The sequence below is a fragment of the Candidatus Neoehrlichia procyonis str. RAC413 genome (genome assembly GCF_000964795.1).
Classification (GTDB): Bacteria; Pseudomonadota; Alphaproteobacteria; order Rickettsiales; family Anaplasmataceae; genus Neoehrlichia; species Neoehrlichia procyonis.
The window spans coordinates 47658-65981 of the sequence record NZ_LANX01000001.1 but is presented as its reverse complement, the minus strand read 5'-3'; the positions used below and the strand labels follow the sequence as shown (position 1 = coordinate 65981).

At 27.8% G+C, this 18324-nt stretch carries 16 protein-coding genes and 1 tRNA gene; 9 read left to right on the top strand and 8 right to left on the bottom strand.

The features are described from left to right. The first annotated feature begins 324 nt into the window (after positions 1 to 324). The 4 genes from NLO413_RS00225 to thiC all read left to right on the top strand — a co-directional run bounded on the left by NLO413_RS00225 (position 325) and on the right by thiC (position 3803). On the top strand, positions 325 to 642 hold the full coding sequence (locus tag NLO413_RS00225; protein WP_045808562.1) for a helix-turn-helix domain-containing protein: 318 nt from the start codon (positions 325 to 327) through the stop codon (positions 640 to 642). Between the two features lie 74 nt (positions 643 to 716). Next, positions 717 to 1121 (top strand): DNA-directed RNA polymerase subunit omega, encoded by a 405-nt coding sequence (gene rpoZ / locus NLO413_RS00220; protein WP_045808561.1) that lies wholly within the window; start codon positions 717 to 719, stop codon positions 1119 to 1121. Positions 1122 to 1189: 68 nt separating this feature from the next. Beyond that, complete coding sequence (locus tag NLO413_RS00215; protein ID WP_052690354.1) at positions 1190 to 1819, top strand: Smr/MutS family protein; 630 nt, start codon at positions 1190 to 1192, stop codon at positions 1817 to 1819. A gap of 307 nt (positions 1820 to 2126) precedes the next feature. After that, complete coding sequence (gene thiC, locus NLO413_RS00210) at positions 2127 to 3803, top strand: phosphomethylpyrimidine synthase ThiC (RefSeq protein WP_045808560.1); 1677 nt, start codon at positions 2127 to 2129, stop codon at positions 3801 to 3803. Between the two features lie 1059 nt (positions 3804 to 4862). On the opposite strand, the gene coaE is transcribed toward thiC, so the two are convergent. After that, a complete protein-coding gene (coaE, locus tag NLO413_RS00205; RefSeq protein WP_045808559.1) occupies positions 4863 to 5456 on the bottom strand; it encodes a dephospho-CoA kinase in 594 nt (197 codons plus the stop codon). A gap of 1038 nt (positions 5457 to 6494) precedes the next feature. Here coaE and NLO413_RS00200 point away from each other — a divergent pair. The 3 genes from NLO413_RS00200 (at position 6495) to NLO413_RS00190 (ending at position 8525) form a co-directional block, all read left to right on the top strand. Then, positions 6495 to 7148 (top strand): L-threonylcarbamoyladenylate synthase, encoded by a 654-nt coding sequence (locus tag NLO413_RS00200; protein ID WP_232295887.1) that lies wholly within the window; start codon positions 6495 to 6497, stop codon positions 7146 to 7148. 3 nt (positions 7149 to 7151) lie between these two features. Further along, positions 7152 to 8030, top strand: a complete 879-nt coding sequence (locus tag NLO413_RS00195) for an AAA family ATPase (protein WP_045808558.1) — start codon at positions 7152 to 7154, stop codon at positions 8028 to 8030. Positions 8031 to 8249: 219 nt separating this feature from the next. Beyond that, positions 8250 to 8525 carry an HU family DNA-binding protein gene (locus NLO413_RS00190; protein ID WP_045808557.1) on the top strand — a complete coding sequence of 92 codons (276 nt, stop codon included), beginning with the start codon at positions 8250 to 8252 and terminating at the stop codon, positions 8523 to 8525. A 15-nt stretch (positions 8526 to 8540) separates the two neighbouring features. Here NLO413_RS00190 and NLO413_RS00185 read toward each other — a convergent pair whose 3' ends face one another. After that, entirely contained in the window at positions 8541 to 9251 is a 711-nt protein-coding gene (locus NLO413_RS00185) for a pyridoxine 5'-phosphate synthase (protein ID WP_045808556.1), read from the bottom strand. 145 nt (positions 9252 to 9396) lie between these two features. Further along, on the bottom strand, positions 9397 to 9948 hold the full coding sequence (locus tag NLO413_RS00180) for a nicotinate-nucleotide adenylyltransferase (RefSeq protein ID WP_045808555.1): 552 nt from the start codon (positions 9946 to 9948) through the stop codon (positions 9397 to 9399). Between the two features lie 114 nt (positions 9949 to 10062). Between NLO413_RS00180 and NLO413_RS00175 the strand changes: the two genes are divergently transcribed. Next, a complete protein-coding gene (locus NLO413_RS00175) occupies positions 10063 to 10989 on the top strand; it encodes a hypothetical protein (protein WP_045808554.1) in 927 nt (308 codons plus the stop codon). A gap of 543 nt (positions 10990 to 11532) precedes the next feature. On the opposite strand, the gene dnaA is transcribed toward NLO413_RS00175, so the two are convergent. The 5 genes from dnaA to NLO413_RS00150 all read right to left on the bottom strand — a co-directional run bounded on the left by dnaA (position 11533) and on the right by NLO413_RS00150 (position 17695). Then, complete coding sequence (gene dnaA / locus NLO413_RS00170) at positions 11533 to 12936, bottom strand: chromosomal replication initiator protein DnaA (protein ID WP_045808553.1); 1404 nt, start codon at positions 12934 to 12936, stop codon at positions 11533 to 11535. A gap of 493 nt (positions 12937 to 13429) precedes the next feature. Then, positions 13430 to 14230 carry an SDR family oxidoreductase gene (locus NLO413_RS00165; protein WP_045809322.1) on the bottom strand — a complete coding sequence of 267 codons (801 nt, stop codon included), beginning with the start codon at positions 14228 to 14230 and terminating at the stop codon, positions 13430 to 13432. 63 nt (positions 14231 to 14293) lie between these two features. Beyond that, positions 14294 to 14367, bottom strand: a tRNA-Asp gene (locus NLO413_RS00160). 495 nt (positions 14368 to 14862) lie between these two features. Next, positions 14863 to 16302, bottom strand: a complete 1440-nt coding sequence (gene gatB / locus NLO413_RS00155) for an Asp-tRNA(Asn)/Glu-tRNA(Gln) amidotransferase subunit GatB (RefSeq protein ID WP_045808552.1) — start codon at positions 16300 to 16302, stop codon at positions 14863 to 14865. A 22-nt stretch (positions 16303 to 16324) separates the two neighbouring features. Continuing rightward, complete coding sequence (locus NLO413_RS00150) at positions 16325 to 17695, bottom strand: malonyl-CoA decarboxylase (RefSeq protein WP_045808551.1); 1371 nt, start codon at positions 17693 to 17695, stop codon at positions 16325 to 16327. Positions 17696 to 17804: 109 nt separating this feature from the next. On the opposite strand from NLO413_RS00150, the gene ssb reads away from it, so the two are divergent. Beyond that, positions 17805 to 18272 carry a single-stranded DNA-binding protein gene (ssb, locus tag NLO413_RS00145; protein WP_045808550.1) on the top strand — a complete coding sequence of 156 codons (468 nt, stop codon included), beginning with the start codon at positions 17805 to 17807 and terminating at the stop codon, positions 18270 to 18272. Positions 18273 to 18324 lie beyond the last annotated feature (52 nt).

Below are 18324 nucleotides of genomic sequence, written 5' to 3'. Positions count from 1 at the left end.
AAATAAAAAAAATTTATCTAAAATTATAGTCAAGCATATTACAACAATAATAATAAAAGTCCGCATCAATATTCACAAAAAAACCATTCTCATAAATTATGAATAACATATTTATACTCAGAATATAGTATATTCTCTTTTATAATTATTAAATTATTAATATAATGAATATAAAAATATATCTATTCTATAAAAATTATACATATATATTTTATATAAATAAATAATCAACTTACTTTATATAAAGTAACTTAATATAATTTGCTAATAACATAATAAAAAATATGAATTTTCTAATTATTTTCACTAAATGAGGAATTATATATGAGAAATAACGAATACAATGGACAAAAAATTAAGTATCAAATATTAAATATCATAAAAGAAATTATATACCGCAATCATTGGAATCAAATTACTGCTGCAAAAATTTTAGGTGTAGATCAACCAAAAATTTCTCAGATTATTAATGGAAAAACATCAGGATTTTCACTAGAAAGACTGTTAACTTTCTTGTTAAAGCTAAATTGTAAAATTGATTTATCAATATCAACCCAAAATATAGAATATGTTAACGAAAATCAAATGAAAGATAACTTAGACTACATAAACTTAATTATAATACCACAAGATAATTATTAAAAAAAAAGAGCATATTGCACAATATTTATTAGAACGATATAATACCATGTATAAACATTTATATAATACTACATATGAAAAAAAACACAATTGAAGATTGCATTGATCATTCTAATAATCGCTTTAAGTTAGTTATACTAGCAAGTCAGAGAGCACATGAATTAAGTTCCGGATCTCACTCAACAACAGATAATAAAAGTAGTAAAAATACCGTTATTGCTTTACACGAAATAGCGGAACACAAGTTAGATTCTCACTCTCTTTTTAATTTGGCAGTGCAAAGATGTAAAAAATATCTAGAAGGCTTTATAAACACTGACAATATTTCACTTAGTAATAAGCAAGGTAATACCATGAATATTTTTCACAGCAAATCCATCAATAAATACTCAGTAAATAATCAACACAATATTGAATCTTCTTTTTTAAGCCAAGACCAGTTCTTATCAGGAAAAAAAGATGATTTTAACAACTTATAAAATGCATAAAACAACGAATTTACATTAGTAATTTTGTCTACATGTTTACTACATTAAGTTAAAATATTATGTCAAATAGTCATGATGATAATCTATGGAAAAACATAACAAAGGTTCGCCCCTTAATAAGTAATAAGGTATCATACCATAAGCATAATAACAATTCCGTTAATATCACTCATGAAAAGCATCTTAATAAGAATTTAACTTTTCACAACTATAATATACCACTAAATATTAACAAAACATCATATAAAAAACCAATTCACCATAATGATGAAACAACATTGCCATATTATGACTATAAAAATAAATTACATATCAACACTCAAAACAAAATTTATAATATAGAATCCGGTATTATTAATAGCATTAGTAACAGTACAAAAGCAAAAATCGATCAAGGAAAATATCGTATAAATAGTATAATTGATCTGCACGGATATACCATCGATGAAGCATATTATCAGCTATTTAATTGTATTATAAAAAACTACAATTTAGGTAATAAGTGCTTACTAATTATTACTGGATGGGGAAGCAAAAACTCTTGTCATAGTATTAGAAACAATTTACACAAGTGGCTACAAAATGAAAAAATTTCCAACTTAATACTATATTACAAACAAGCTATTTCTTCTCATGGAGGAAAAGGAGCTTTTTATTTATTACTTAAAACTAAAGATAAATGTCTTTAATATTAAAATATTTATAAATATAATTAAAAATGCTATGTACTTAAGTAATAGTGATAACATAACAAACAGTTACTAAACTATACATACTATTAAACTGTAAGTATTAATCTTAATTACATTGCAGAATCTATAAAAAATCGTGCTAAAACACATAGAACAATGGATATTTAAATAATTATAAATTTATACTTATTACCTATACCAAATTAACATATCAATATTTCATATACAATTACAAACTAAAAAACTAGATATTCACAAAGACGCATTATATAATGATAATAAGTACATAGCATTGGATTTATTCATGAAAGTAGAATACAGTAATATATTTCCTTCATCTTGCAAAATATATGTCACGGGAAGCATTTTTAATAATATTAGAGTAGGAATGCGCCAAATTAATATTAAAAACAATACTGATAGCATACTAGTATATGACACCTCCGGACCTTACAGTGATAATCCTAACACTAAAATTTACCACGGAATTAACAAAATAAGAGAAGGTTGGAGGGAAACTCACCCCTACAAGCAGAACATTATAGAGTACCCAAAGAAAAAACAATATGATAATTCATGTACACAATTTCCACAAACAAATAATAACGCTTTCAAAAAAAAAGATGCTCCCATAACTCAATTATTTTATGCAAAGAATAATATCATAACTCCAGAAATGGAATACGTTGCTATTAGAGAAAATAAACTACGCACACAACATTTATGTCAAAAGCTCAACATTAATCACTTTGACATTACACCAGAATTTGTTAGACAAGAAATCGCTTCTGGTAGAGCAATAATTCCATCTAATATAAATCATCCTGAGTTAGAGCCAATGATCATAGGCAAAAACTTTCTAGTAAAAATTAATGCAAATATTGGAAATTCAGTAATTAGTTCAGGCATAAAAGAAGAAGTAGAAAAAATGATAAATGCCATTACATATGGAGCCGATACAATAATGGATTTATCAACAGGTAAAGATATTCATAATGTTAGAGAATGGATTATTAGAAACAGTCCAGTACCCGTAGGAACAGTACCAATATATCAAGCATTAAGTAAAGTAAATGGAGTTGTAGAAGACCTCAATTTTGATATTTTTAAAGAAACATTAATTGAACAGGCTGAACAAGGAGTAGACTATTTTACAATACATGCAGGAGTATTAAAAAACTATATCCAATATATAAATAATAGAGTAACAGGTATAGTGTCACGAGGTGGGGCTATAATGGCACAATGGTCTAGTTTTCATAACAAAGAAAATTTTCTTTATTCTAACTTTGAAGAAATATGTGACATCATGAATAGCTATGATGTAACTTTTTCGTTAGGTGATGGGCTACGTCCTGGATCTATAGCTGATGCAAATGACAAGGCACAATTCTTAGAGTTGGAAACTTTAGGAGAACTAACACAAGTAGCATGGAAACATAATTGTCAGGTAATGATTGAAGGCCCAGGACATGTACCTCTTCACTTAATTAAAGAAAATGTTACAAAACAATTTTGCCTCTGTAGTGAAGCTCCTTTTTATACTCTAGGACCATTAACCACAGATATCGCACCTGGATATGATCACATAACTAGCGCAATTGGAGCAGCAATGATAGGGTGGTATGGTACTTCTATGTTATGTTATGTTACACCTAAAGAACACTTAGGATTACCTAATAGCAAAGATGTAAAAGATGGTGTTATTGCATATAAGATAGCTGCACATGCAGCAGATCTAGCAAAAGGTAATCCTGCTGCATATATAAGAGATTATGCCTTAAGCCAAGCTAGGTTTGATTTTAGATGGTATGATCAATTCAATCTATCAATTGATCCTGCCACAGCAAAATCTTTTCACGATGAGTCCCTGCCTGCCGAAGGAGCAAAAATTGCTAATTTTTGTTCAATGTGTGGACCAAAATTTTGTTCAATGAAATTAAGTAAACAACTAACCAAAGATATAGCTCTAAATAATTAGGATTATTTATTATATTTATAATAATAAAAAAGTTAAAGGTACTGCAACTTTCTTTAATTTACAAACTCAAATTTTACTAATACTAACAAGTAGTTAATAATAAAAGTTATATTAGTACTAAACCCTAAAGTACAAAAATATTTATTAATATTTAACTAATAGTATAACAGTGTTAACATAAGCAAATAGTTTACTCATTATATATATAAAATATATCACACACATTCTATCAATTGTATTAACCAATACTTTTCTTCTATAGATAACTTTCCAAAATATCTCGCATACGACAAGTTAATACATACTTATTTATAACAAATAATTTATTTTAGAACTAAAACTGTCATAAAATAATAATCAGTACAATTTCAACCAACTATACACAACAAATTGCTTCCCTAAATTATGATTAGTACTAACTAATATTAATACTTACGTATGCTATATAAATATCAAATGACAAGATCCATAATTATTACCTTAGTTACAAATAACAGAAAATCAAACTTAATATAAAAGACAAAAATCTCCTGTTTATAAAACAAGATTCAGTATTTTATTTAAGTGTTATTCTTATAATACAGAATTATAAAATCTATAGCCATTATCTTTTATTTAATGATACACAATAGAAAATCAAATGTAATTTTAATACAATCTCTCACTTACAAAACAAGTTCAGCACTTTATTTAAGTATAATTTTTTTTTATAAACATAAAATTACAAGTACATATAATACTATCTTACTTTAGCTACAAACAACAAAGTTTAAGCCATATTTATCATCTTAAATGCTTTTCAATATAAAATTTTATATTTCTTCTCTAGGTAAGCAAAATTTATAAAACAAACTTAAGAAAGCTCACTCAATATTACTTCCATATAATGTATGTATATTACATGTAACATAATTCTTATGCATGCATTTTCTTAGAAGAGAAAATCTATACCTATCCATTATAGTTGTATTCTATCTTTTTTAAACTCCTTTAACAAAAGTATACTTTTTAAGTCTTTGTTACCACACATAAAAAAATATCATAAAACATAACTTCAATTCAACCACAAGTAGCATAATGTAGTATTTTTGTTATCTGATAAAATATACCCTTTTTGTTTATTCCTGAATTAATACTAAAATGAGATTTCTTTTTTCGCGTACTCTCAGATACTTGTAGTTCACGTATAAATTTAAGCTGTGCCTCAAGCATATTTCTGCTCTTAAGCCTTTGCTTACGTATAAAGTCACTAACATATACATGAATAATAAAATCACAATAACAATAAAATTTAGCCTCTATTAACAATGGAACATCAAGTACTAAGTATTTATGAGACCGATATCTATTATGTAAAAAAATAAACTCCTTCTGCTTTTGCAAAACTCTAAGATGCATCATTTGCTGAAATTCTTTCCATAAATTATCATAACTATAAAAATGCTTAGCAAGTGCTTTTTTATTAACAACGTTATTATGTATAGAATCTGAAAAGTATTTTTTTACAAAACTTATAACTTGACTGTCATATTTATATAAATGATGTACTACCTTATCAGCATCAAATACTTCAGCATTAACAAGATGTGCAAAACAATCAGCAACTAAACTTTTCCCAGAACCTATACTACCAGTTAACCCAAAAATTATCATTTACTATATCACTACAAAATTACTTGTTCATAACATACAAAAATATATTGTACAAATTAATCTTATAATACAGAAACCAATTCCTACACATAAAATACTATACGTTCTTCTATAGTTAAACTTTGCGTCATCATATTATCAAATAGCAAAAAAATTTCCCCCTAAATTTGGATTAACAATACAAAAAATAGTTAACCACCTGTACAAATTGCATTTAATTTACAATTTATAATCAAACTAAAGCTTTTTAGCTAATACACTCACATGTAAATACCTACATTTATATAGCTAAATTTTGCGTTATTAAATTATTTTAAATAAAAACAATTTCTAAATTACGCATTAACATACAAAAAACATTTACCCCACTAGCATAAATCACATTTAACTTACAATCTATATCTTTTATCACAAAGTATTTTTTATTTAAAACTCATATAATTAAGTATCTACCTATCATCTTGGATGTTGTTAATGAATGAATACTATATCTCGCTACAGCTTAAAAGTTAGCATTTCTACTACATACATCAAAAGAAATAACTATACATAAATACTATAAACTTAATTATGTTAATACCCTTTTCCTTACATCCTATAAAAATATATTGGCATAAATCATGCTTATAATTTTTTATTTAAAGTAAACTAACACATTATAAATAATATACAAAAATCACTCAAATTTACTTTAAATTTGCTATATATAATATAAAATTAAGTATTCTTTTATTAATCTTTAAAAATTCATAATATTTTATAACACAAGATTATTACACCATTATCAGGAAAAAAACTGTCAACAATCAAACAAATCACTATAATAAATACCATAATTAACTATTGATCTACAAATCAAGCTAACATAAGTTAAAACATTTTTTAAAGGCCTGTTACCTAATTATTATGTTCATATAAATTATGCTCACACTACGTCCAAAAACTACAATATATACAAGCTTACATACAATATACTTAATATGTTTTGCAAGCTATATACTAAAAGTATTTTTTGATACAATTAATAACTTTATTATTATGAATACGTTAATTGTAATTTATACTGTATTTTATAAACAAGCATACACTATTATAACTTCCTCTATGATATTACAAGTTGTTAATCTATTAAAAAAAAACGAAATAGTTTGTTTTCCTACAGACACAGTATATGCATTAGCCTGCTCTGCGCAAAGCGAAGCTGCCATTAATAAAATATATCATATTAAAAATCGCCCCTCTAATAAACCAATATCACTACTCATGCAAGATATCAAACAAGTAAATATGTTCTCACGCCTTGAAGAACAAAACCTAAAAATTATACAACATCTTCCTCCAGGTAAGGTAACATTTGTATTACCAATACATAATCATCATTATTTACCAAAAAGTTTCTTCAAAAATACCATAGGCATTAGAATACCTACTCATCCTATTACATTAGCAATATTACATTCAATAGGTACCCCTATTATTGCAACAAGCGTGAATACAGCTGGTGCACATAGTGTATCAAAGGCAAGCAATATTCCAGATGCAATAAAAAAAAATATTTCAATAATAGTAAAAGATGATACGCTAGTAAGTGGTCTAGAATCAACTGTAATTGATTTAACATCATACAAAATATTACGACAAGGAATCGTTTCAGATCAAGAAATTTATAACATATTTCAAAGTGTACTATAAGTAATGAAGAGCATAATAGGACATAAAACAGCAAAAAAAACTCTTATCAATAACACTAATATAAATTCATGGTTAATATATGGTAAAAGAGGAATAGGAAAAGCCACTTTATTACACGCCTTTGCAAAACATCTAACGCAACACACAAACTTAGAAACACACCCAGATGTTATGATCATTAACAAAGGTGATGAACCTATCGGAATCGATGTAATAAGAAAAATGAAACAGTTCTTAAATCTTAGCTCTATATTATCTAATCACAAAATCGCAATTATTGATAGTATTGATGACTTAACTATCAACGCCATGAATGCTATGCTTAAAATTTTAGAAGAACCTCCAAATAATTCAATTATGCTTCTAATTAGTCATAATTTGTACAATATTCCAGTAACTATTAGATCTCGTTGTTTTATAATACATTTACATGATTTAAGTTACGATGAGACAGAACAGGTTATCAGCATCAATTTTCCTGGCATACAACTTAGTAATGAAATTATATACTTATATCTAGGCACCCCAGGAATGGTTACAAACAATATTAATGATGAAATCAACTTATATTATAATCTTATAGCAGTAATAAATAACAAAAATCTAAACCTTATAAACGATATTATTGAAACAACTGTGCCTTTACATAAAATAGAGCATATCCTACTCACTATAATTTCAGAAATAATAAAAAAAACAATAGGTATTACAACTGAATTAAATACCAAATTATTAAATCTCCCTACTCAACAAAATATCAGTTCTTTACTTAACGGGTACTCAAAAATACAAAACATAATATCTACATCAAAAAATATGTATCTAGAGAAAAAAGCTATTATGATTAATGTTATCAACATCATTACCAATATTATATCATAATAAAAAATATTCTACGTATATAATAAAAAGAAATATTTATACATTATAATAAAATATATTAACATCATTAATAATTTGACATCAAATTAGTACATTTATAGAAAAAAAAACACTACTTTTAATAATGCTTTAAATAATAACAATAAATTTAGTTGACTATACACAACAACTTAATATCCTAGGTCTATATTTACTTATATCAAAGTAGGAGTTTTAGCTATGAGCAAAGAGATGATAGTTAGAGCATTGATGTCAGGTCTAAACTTAACAAAAAAAGACTCAAGTAATGCTTACGATATTGTCATGTCAACAATAAAAAGTACGTTAGAGACAAGTCAGTCTATTCGCTTACATAATGTTGGTACATTGCACGTAATTCAATGTGCAGAAAAAAAATATCATAACCCAAAAACTGGAGATCTAGAAACACTTCCACCAAAGAAAAGAGTAAGGTTTAGATCTAGCAAAAAGTTACTCAGTATAATAAACAGTTGATAAATAAGTTTTACATTATCGTGTAATAATTTTTTTCATCTCCTGAACTGAATACCCAATGCCATGTATAATAGATTCAGAAATTAAGAAGTGCCCTATATTAAGTGCCGATATGTATGGTATCTGTGCTATTATAGCAGCACTTTCATAATTTAATCCATGGCCTGCATGGCATTCTATGCCTTGATTGTAGCTATAATAAGCAGCTTGCTCTATTTGGTGTAAATTTTTTGTTGTCATGTCATTACAATACAGTCCAGTATGTAGTTCAATAGTGCTTATAGATAGCTTTTTTGCATAGTCAATTTGTTCTATATCAGGTTCAATAAAAAGAGTAATTTGTATATTAATTGCATGCAATTTATCAATTATAGGTTTTATAATGTGATACACCTCTTTAAGATTTATTCCGCCCTCTGTTGTCATTTCTTCCCTCTTTTCAGGTACTAAACATACAGATTTTGGACGTACTAATTCTGCTATTCTTAACATTTCATTAGTTGCTGCTATTTCTAAATTTAAAGGAGCATTTAAGTTATTTTTTAATCTGAAAACATCTTTATCATTTATATGCCTACGATCTTCCCTTAAATGAACAGTTATAAAATCTGCTCCATGTTTTATAGCCAAATTAGCAACTTCTAAGACATCAGGGTAAATAGTGTTTCTAGTATTACGTAAAGTTGCTACATGATCAACATTAACCCCTAAAATAATATTTTTCATAATGCCTCAATTAATATTATACGTAATCTTATTAGACAGATTTTTATTATATAGTATACATAATTGTATTAAGTATAATAGCAATTAAATCAACTTTTCATTATATAGAAAACATTGTTATGCATATACTGCAATATTACACTTTTTAATTCTTGTTTAAATCATATCCCCTTATTTCAGTTGAGGATATATCATAGGTGACAGATCTCACAAAGCTCCATCCATAATGTAATTCTTTTAGTAATAAACTAACGTTTACATAACATCTACGCTGAGAATAAGCAAAATGAGATCTTAACGCATTATAAACATAATTTTTGCGCTCAAAAATTACTATCGGAATAAGCTGACAAAAATCCTTCCATCTATACCAATTATGAAAAGATAACAAATTATCTGACCCCATTAACCACACAAAACTCATATTATTGTATCTTCTTTTTAAATACGTCACTACATGATAGCTATAACAACTATCTACATAGATTACTTTTACTTTCTTACATTTATAAATAATTTTATTAATCAACAGTAACCGTTCTTCTAAACAATGTTTACTATTAAATTTTAACGGATTTTGCTTTGTTAATACCCACCATATTTCATTTAACTGCAAAATTCTAAGTAGCTTATTAGTAATATGCAAATGACCATAATGAGGAGGATCAAAGGAACCACCTAATATTCCTATTATCATACCTAATTCCTAAAATATATACTTTTACAGTAAATGTATTATACATATATACTTTTTACAGTAAATGTGTTACAATATTTATCATATAGGCACACAATATTTCAGGTATTAATTATGGCTATTAACAGTAGTGTAAAACCAAAAGCAATATTTATTCCACAAGAACAAGTATTTTCAATAATTAATGCAAAACAAGATACTGTCAGTAGGCAGATTCAGTATGTCACAAACAAACACATAACCCGGCAAATACAGACTTTAGAACAAACACTACAGCATAAACCTACAAATCAAGAAATCGACCAATATTTACAACAAAATAATGAAAAAATACGTAACAATATTAATCTATATTTTGAAAAGTACATTTATAAATTTTTAAAAGAAAATATAGGTTCGGAAAAAACAAATATACTTTTTACACATGCAAATAAAAATACCTGTATTAAAAAAAAGCCCCATATGATTTATGGACTATATAGACTTACATTAACAAATTCAACATTGGAAACAATATCAGCAATGGATAATCAAAATTTTACAAAGCTAGTTAAAACAATTGAATTTTACTCACATACAAAATCAGATTTTACTGAACAAGATGTACATAACATCAAAAGAAAAATATTTCAATATCAGGTAGATCATGCTAGTACACTTATAAAATGCAAAAACAAATTTCATGATATTACAGGAATAGATGTGTCAGATCTTCTAGGTTCATTAAAGAAAAAAATGAATTTTGGCCAACATGATGATATACACACTGATTTTCATTTTCTAAATATTATAAACACACCTTGTGATGCAGCAAAAACTCTATTTTTTGTATGTGTTTTTAGCGGCCTTCCAACTGTTGCAGCAGTTATATTTCCTTTATTATGCGTTGGGAAATTGGGTTATACGTTCGCAAAATATACAAAGGAAGATCCACAACAAGCAAGCATCCATAATTCCGCTAATATTAAACAAACATCTTATAATCACGTAGATCGCTTAACAAATAAAGAACGACAAAATACTGGTTCAAGATATATATAAAAATAAGACTATTTATATAGTAGTTGCTATAATATACCAACCTATCATTCTTTTTTTGTTATTAATAATATTCAAAAAGAATTTTACGTATCTTATAATTATTGAAGCAAACTATCATTTTGCTTGTTAAATAAATATTAGATATTGTAATTTTATTGAAATAGTAGTTAATGTAACACATAATTTTCACATATAGGAATTGAAATAAGATACTTAAAAATACTTTTTACCACCAATACATCTATAGTACAAAATTAACTATTTTAAAGTAAATGCTAAAATAGTAATTTCAACCCCTTAAAATAACCAGTAACATTTCTTATCACATATTACAAATACTAATGCCCTTTTTTTCAGAATCGTTAGCATATACTATGCTAACATAATTAATTGCAGTTTTTTTCCATACACATAATTTCAGATCAGAAATTGTCTTTATCTAAGCAATTTGGCTATCATATAACAATGTAAAATAAGATAACACAAAATATACGCATAAATTTATGCACAACATAATATATGCAAATACTACAAAGTTTTTTATTATCTTAACATTCTTATTAATAAATTAATATCATCATTTAATCTACTGTCAATACTTATAAGCTTTTCTATTTGCTTAACTGCATGAATCACAGTTGCATGATCTCTTCCACCAAAACTTTTACCTATATCTGGTAAACTTTTTTGTGTTAGCTTTTTTGCTAAATACATTGCAACTTGTCTTGGTCTTGCAAGAGTTCGTAATCTTCTTGTTGAATACATATCCGATATTTTTATATTAAAATATTCAGCAACTTTCTTTTGTATAGTATCAATTGTTATTGATCTATGATTTGCTCTTAAAAGATCCGATAAAATATCACTAGCTGACTCTAAAGTCACACTCCCACCTACTAACGAAGAATGTGCTACCACCTTATTTAACGCACCTTCTAATTCTCTAATATTAGATTTTATATTTTTTGCCAAAAATTCTAGCACTTGATTTGGAATACTAATCCCCATCTTTTCAATTTTTAATTGTAAAATTCCCAACCTTAATTCAAAAGTTGTTTCATTAATGTCAGCAACAAGACCCCATCCCAACCGAGATTTTATTCTATCTTCAACTCCATCCAAATCACTAGGAGACCTATCTGCAGATATAACTAACTGCTTATTTTGGTCTATTAATGCATTAAAAGTATGAAAAAATTCTTCTTGAGTACTATCTTTACCACTAATAAACTGCACATCATCAACCATTAGAATATCAACTGAACGAAATTGCTCTTTAAAAAGCATTATATCCTTACTTCTTAATGCAGTTACATATTGATACATAAACTTTTCTGCAGAAAGATATGCTATCTTTCTTTTAGAAGACAAACCTAAAACATACCAAGCAATAGCATGCATTAAATGTGTTTTTCCCAAACCTACGCCTCCATATAGAAAAAGTGGATTACTCCCAGGGATAGGAGCAGATGACTCGGCAACTCTCCTAGCAGCTGCAAATGCTAGTTCATTAGGCTTTCCAACAACAAAATTATCAAATGTAAACCTCGGATCTAATGGAGAGCTAAGATGATCATAGTTACTGTTAACTTCATGATCAGCTAACCCCTTATCTTGAGATTCACTAACTGAATGAGTAATACGACTACTATTATAGACATATATATCTATGGAGTAAACATTATGATTTTCTGCTTGCCAGTACTTTAAAATTTGATCTATATAGTGCACTAATATCCACTCCTTAATAAATCTAGTAGATACAGATAGTATTATTTTACCATTATCACTCCCAGAATATGTTAATGTACTCAGCCAACTATCATATACAGCGTTACCATATAAATGGCGTAACTTTCTCTGAATATTTTTCCAAATTATTTGGTTATCACTTTGTAGCTTTTCACTTACACAATCATAAATAACCCCAGCACTACCATCACTCATAACGCTAACCCAGAAAAAAAACTACAGTAAAAATACATTTAAAGTTATTAAAAATAACAAAAAGCTAAAGATAGAGTCCTTATTATATTACATAAATAACAAATCATCTATCAATTTTGCTATAGATTTTATAAAAAATAACATTTTCATAAAAATATACTTTATTACTACACCTATAACATATCTATATAATAATATATACGACATATTATTAATACAACTTTAAATTGTAAAAGGTGACACTCAAATAACTTAATAAACTAAATTATAATTAGACCTGTGTTTAAAATAACACACTACAGGTACTTCATATTTTATGTATACAAAGGAAATTTGCCTAAGATTCTCATTACACAGTAACTGCAATGATTATTTACTATATATTCTTATACTAGTATTCTAAATAACAGACAATCACTTATAGACTTACTCTTTAAACTTTTAAAACACCACTGTCCATATATCCTTACAAATAAGGATAAATTTTTTTAAATTATTTAGCATTATAATGGATATCAGGAGCATCTATCATTTTCATTCCTACAACATGATAACCACTATCAACATATAGGATTGCACCTGTAGTACCCCTTCCTAAATCACTTAATAAATATAAAGCTGCTCCTCCAACATCATCAAGCGTAGTATTACGCCTTAATGGCGAATTAAGTTTATTCCATGTTAAAATATAGTGAAAATCTCCTATCCCTGCAGAAGCTAAAGTTCTAACAGGACCTGCAGAAATTGCATTTACTCTTACCTGTCGTTTTCCTAAGTCAACTGCTAAATACTTTACGCTTGTCTCAAGAGCCGCTTTGCACACTCCCATAACATTATAGTGTGGAACAACTTTCTGAGAACCATAATAAGATAAAGTTAATATGCTACCACCATTAGGATTCATTAACTCTTCAACCTGCTTAGCAATAGCAGTTAATGAATAACAAGAAATGTGCATTGACATTAAAAAATTATCAAGTGAAGTATCTATATACCTACCTTTTAATTCATTCTTATCAGAAAAAGCCACAGCATGCACTACAAAATCTATGGTCCCCCAATTGTCTTTAAGCTCATTAAACATATTACACACTGAATCCATATCTCCAACATCACAAGGAAGTAACAACTCAGCCCCTATAGATTCAGCTAAAGGCTCTACTCTTTTTTTGAAGGTTTCAGATAAATACGTTAATGCTAACTTAGCTCCATGAGTAGATAAAGTCCTAGCTATACCCCAAGCTAAAGATTTATTATTAGCAATACCAATAACTAATCCTCTTTTACCTCTCATTAGATCACTAAGCACTAATTTCTCCTATAATGCATGTCTATCATATGACCTTAATTATATATGCGGGAGTGACGAGACTCGAACTCGCGACCTCAAGCGTGACAGGCTTGCGCTCTAACCAACTGAGCTACACCCCCTTTCATACCATATGACAAATCTATTAAGTAGCATGGTAATAACTTATAAAAATATTGTCAATAATGTTTTAAAACTATTTATATCTATAATATATACGTTAAATATTAACATCTAAGCTACATAAGTAATTGCTTTATCATGAGTCACTAATACCTTGCTGATACTAAATCAGCAATACATCAAAGATAAAAACAATCTTATATATTAACAATAAATATGCTGTTAATTTTAATTTCATATATTAATTTTTTAACACTTAATTATTGCAAGTTAATTACTACTTAACTCCCTAGCAACTAGCTTAGATATAAAATCAATATTTTTACATATAGAGAATCTACATTAAAACTTTCTCTTATACATAAAGCTAATTATATAAAAAAATCCCCACAAAAATAACTCATAATTGCATTTGTATTAAATTATACCCCGATATATAAGCCTATATATTACTCACACTAAGGTTATACCTTTATAACACACACTACCATATACTATATTAATTTCTTCTTAATAAGTGAATTTACTAACTGTGGATTAGCCTTACCCTTAGTTTCTTTCATAACCTGACCTACAAAATAACTAAATAACTTATGCTTACCTTGTTTATATTCATCAACCTTATCTAAATTATTTTTTAGTATGTTATCTATAATAGAAGAAATTATATCTTCATTTTTAATTTCCTGTAAACCTTGTTCCTCAATTATTAAAGATGGATCTTTACCTGTATCAAACATCAAGTTAAAAACTTGTTTTGCTATTTTCCCGGAAATAACATTATTTGATATTAGATGTAATAATTTAACTAAATCTTCAGCTTTTACTGGAGATGACTTAATAGGAATATTTGCCTTATTTAATTTACTAAAAAGCTCACCCATTATCCAAGAAGCAGCTAGCTTAAAATCTTGCTCTTCTTCTACTACTTTTTCAAAGTATTCAGCAGTATCTTTATCTGAAGATAAGATTTCCGCATCATAAAGTGATAAATCAAAATCTTTCATGTATCGAGCTTTTTTTTTATCTGGCAACTCCGGTAAAGATAATTTTATATTATTAATAAATTCATCACTAAGTTCTACAGGCAAAAGATCAGGCTCTGGAAAGTACCTATAGTCATGCGCATCTTCTTTATTTCTAATAACTTTTGTTTCTCCAGAATTTATATCAAACAACATAGTACTCTGTGTTATAATTCCTCCCGCATCCAAAATTTTTACTTGTCTATTACTTTCATACTCTATAGCCTGCATAACATAACGTATAGAATTCAAGTTTTTTATTTCAGACCTTACACCAAGGTTTTCTTCACCTACAGGACGAACTGACACATTAGCATCACAACGTAAAGAACCTTTTTCCATATCACCATCACAACTATCAATAAACCTTAAAATTAGACGTAATTTTTTCAAATACTCTGCTACTTCTTTTGAAGATCTAAAATCAGGTTCTGAAACAATCTCCATAAGAGCTATTCCAGCTCTGTTAAAATCTATATATGTATTATTTTGTTCATGTATACTTTTTCCTGCATCCTGCTCAAGGTGAATTCTAGATATCCTTATCTCCTTTTTTGCAGATTCTTCCAAAACAACTTTACCATTACTTACAATAGGATAATAAAATTGAGTAATTTGATACCCTGATGGCAAATCAGGATAAAAATAATTTTTTCTATCAAAAACTGAATATTTATTAATCTGGCATGATAGCGCAATACCCGTCTTAACTGCTTGTTCTATACAATAAGCATTAACTACAGGTAACATACCAGGCATCGCCACATCAAATAATGACACTTGAATATTTGGATCTTCGCAAAACTTTGTTGATGCCCCAGAAAACAATTTACTATTAGAGGTAACTTGAGCATGAACTTCAAGACCTATAATAACTTCCCAATTACAACTTTTTCCACGTATTATCATATATTTTCCTAATTATGTTAGTTTACAACTTTAACAAGGACAATATTTCTTTTGAGCAATTAATCCTCTTTTTGATTACGTAATTTTCATAATTATCATCTATTTTAGACAAGTCATAAATATAATTTACCATAATTCCCATAGAACTTTTTAAACCCTTCTCTGAATTATCAGCCATCCAATGCAATTTTTTAATTGATGCTCCGTTACTTAAATGGAAATGAGCCACAGGATCAGCAGCTTTGTTTTGATTCTTAATAACTATTAAATAATAAGCACATAACTTAAGAAACAGATTTTGTACTTCTACTGAAAATTCACTATAATCAGCATGAATATATGACATAACTTTTTCACTCTGAAGTGTAATATTCAATTTTTTAAAACATTCCTCAAGCTCAGTAACCTTGGTTAGCCACTGCAAAAAACCTGGTATAGGGGATAATGTTGCATAAGTTTTAATATTATGAAGTTCGCTAAGTAACTTACTAACAACACGTTTAATCAAAAAATTACCTAAATTAATACCTGATAATCCTACTTGAGTATTAGATATAGAATAAAAGATAGCAACCTTAGCATTATTTATATCTATTGCCGGAGCTGTCTCATCTAATAACATCTGTATATTACCTACTATATGATCAACAAGAGCTACTTCTACAAAAATTAAAGGCTCATCCGGCATTTTATAATGAAAAAAAGCAAAACACCTACGATCTGAATCTAGCCTATGACGTAAATCTTCCCAAGAGGAAATCGCATGCACTGCTTCATACATAATAAGCTTTTCCAACAAAGATGCAGGAGAATCCCACGTAATTTGACGCAAATCTAATAGCCCTACATCAAACCACGAAGATAATATATTTCTTAAATCTTTATCTAATGCAAAAAATGAATATCCTTGTTTTTTAAAAGCTATAACATCAGCTCTCATATCTACAAGAAATTTTAACCCCTCTGGTAAAGATATGAATTGTTTTAATATGCGAAACCTTGGAGACTGCAAAGCATTTAACAGCCAAAACTCTAACTCTTCTTTCAAATTATTATCAGTATTATTTCTATAAGCATCAATTTTTAAATCTATGTCCTCTTTACTAGAACTAAATTTATCATTTAATAACGTAAGAAATTTAGCCTTCCCAATTTTAGATAAATTAAGATACAAATTGCCAAGAGATATAGTATTATAACGAGCCTTAACCTCACCACCCTTTGGATTAACACACTCATTCATTTTAGTATAAAGATTATCCATATCTTGGATTTTTGTTAAATCTCTACCTATACTATTAACCCAAGATAAAACAGCATCTGCTACCTCACCCATTACTTTAAAAACACCGGTAATCGCTTTAGACTTTATTCTTTTAAAAGAGTACTCCATAAACTAACTTACAACCAAAAAATCATCTTCAACAAAATAAATATTGACTAGTAGATATTGACCTATTATATTGCAAAGTATTATATTGTAAACTCTTAAATAATCTATTATGTCCTCTATAGGTGTTAATAAAGTAATATTAATTGGTCATTTAGGAAAAGATCCTGATATAAGAGTAATGCAAAACGGCAAAGAAATGGCTAGTTTTTCCCTTGCAACATCTGAAACCTGGGTTGATAAGTCTACTGGTACTAGAACGGACAAAACCGAATGGCATAATATTGTAGTATTTAATGAAGGGCTAGTAAAAATTATAAAAAATTGTGTACGCAAAGGTTCTAAGGTATACATAGAAGGTTCATTAAAAACCAGGAAGTGGGTCGATCAAAGTAACGTAGATCGCTATACTACAGAAGTAGTGCTCCAAGGATTCAACTCTGCGTTTTACATGCTTGACTATAAAAACAGCTCTCAAGAAGGGTCTAATATCCCTAGCGAAAAGCAAAATAGCAGTGACTTGCAAAATGATGATTTTAGCAGTATTGAAGTTGATATGGATGACGAAATACCTTTTTAAAAAACAGCTTTTTTTACAATAAATAAAATAAAAAAGTTTAAATCTTTGCTAT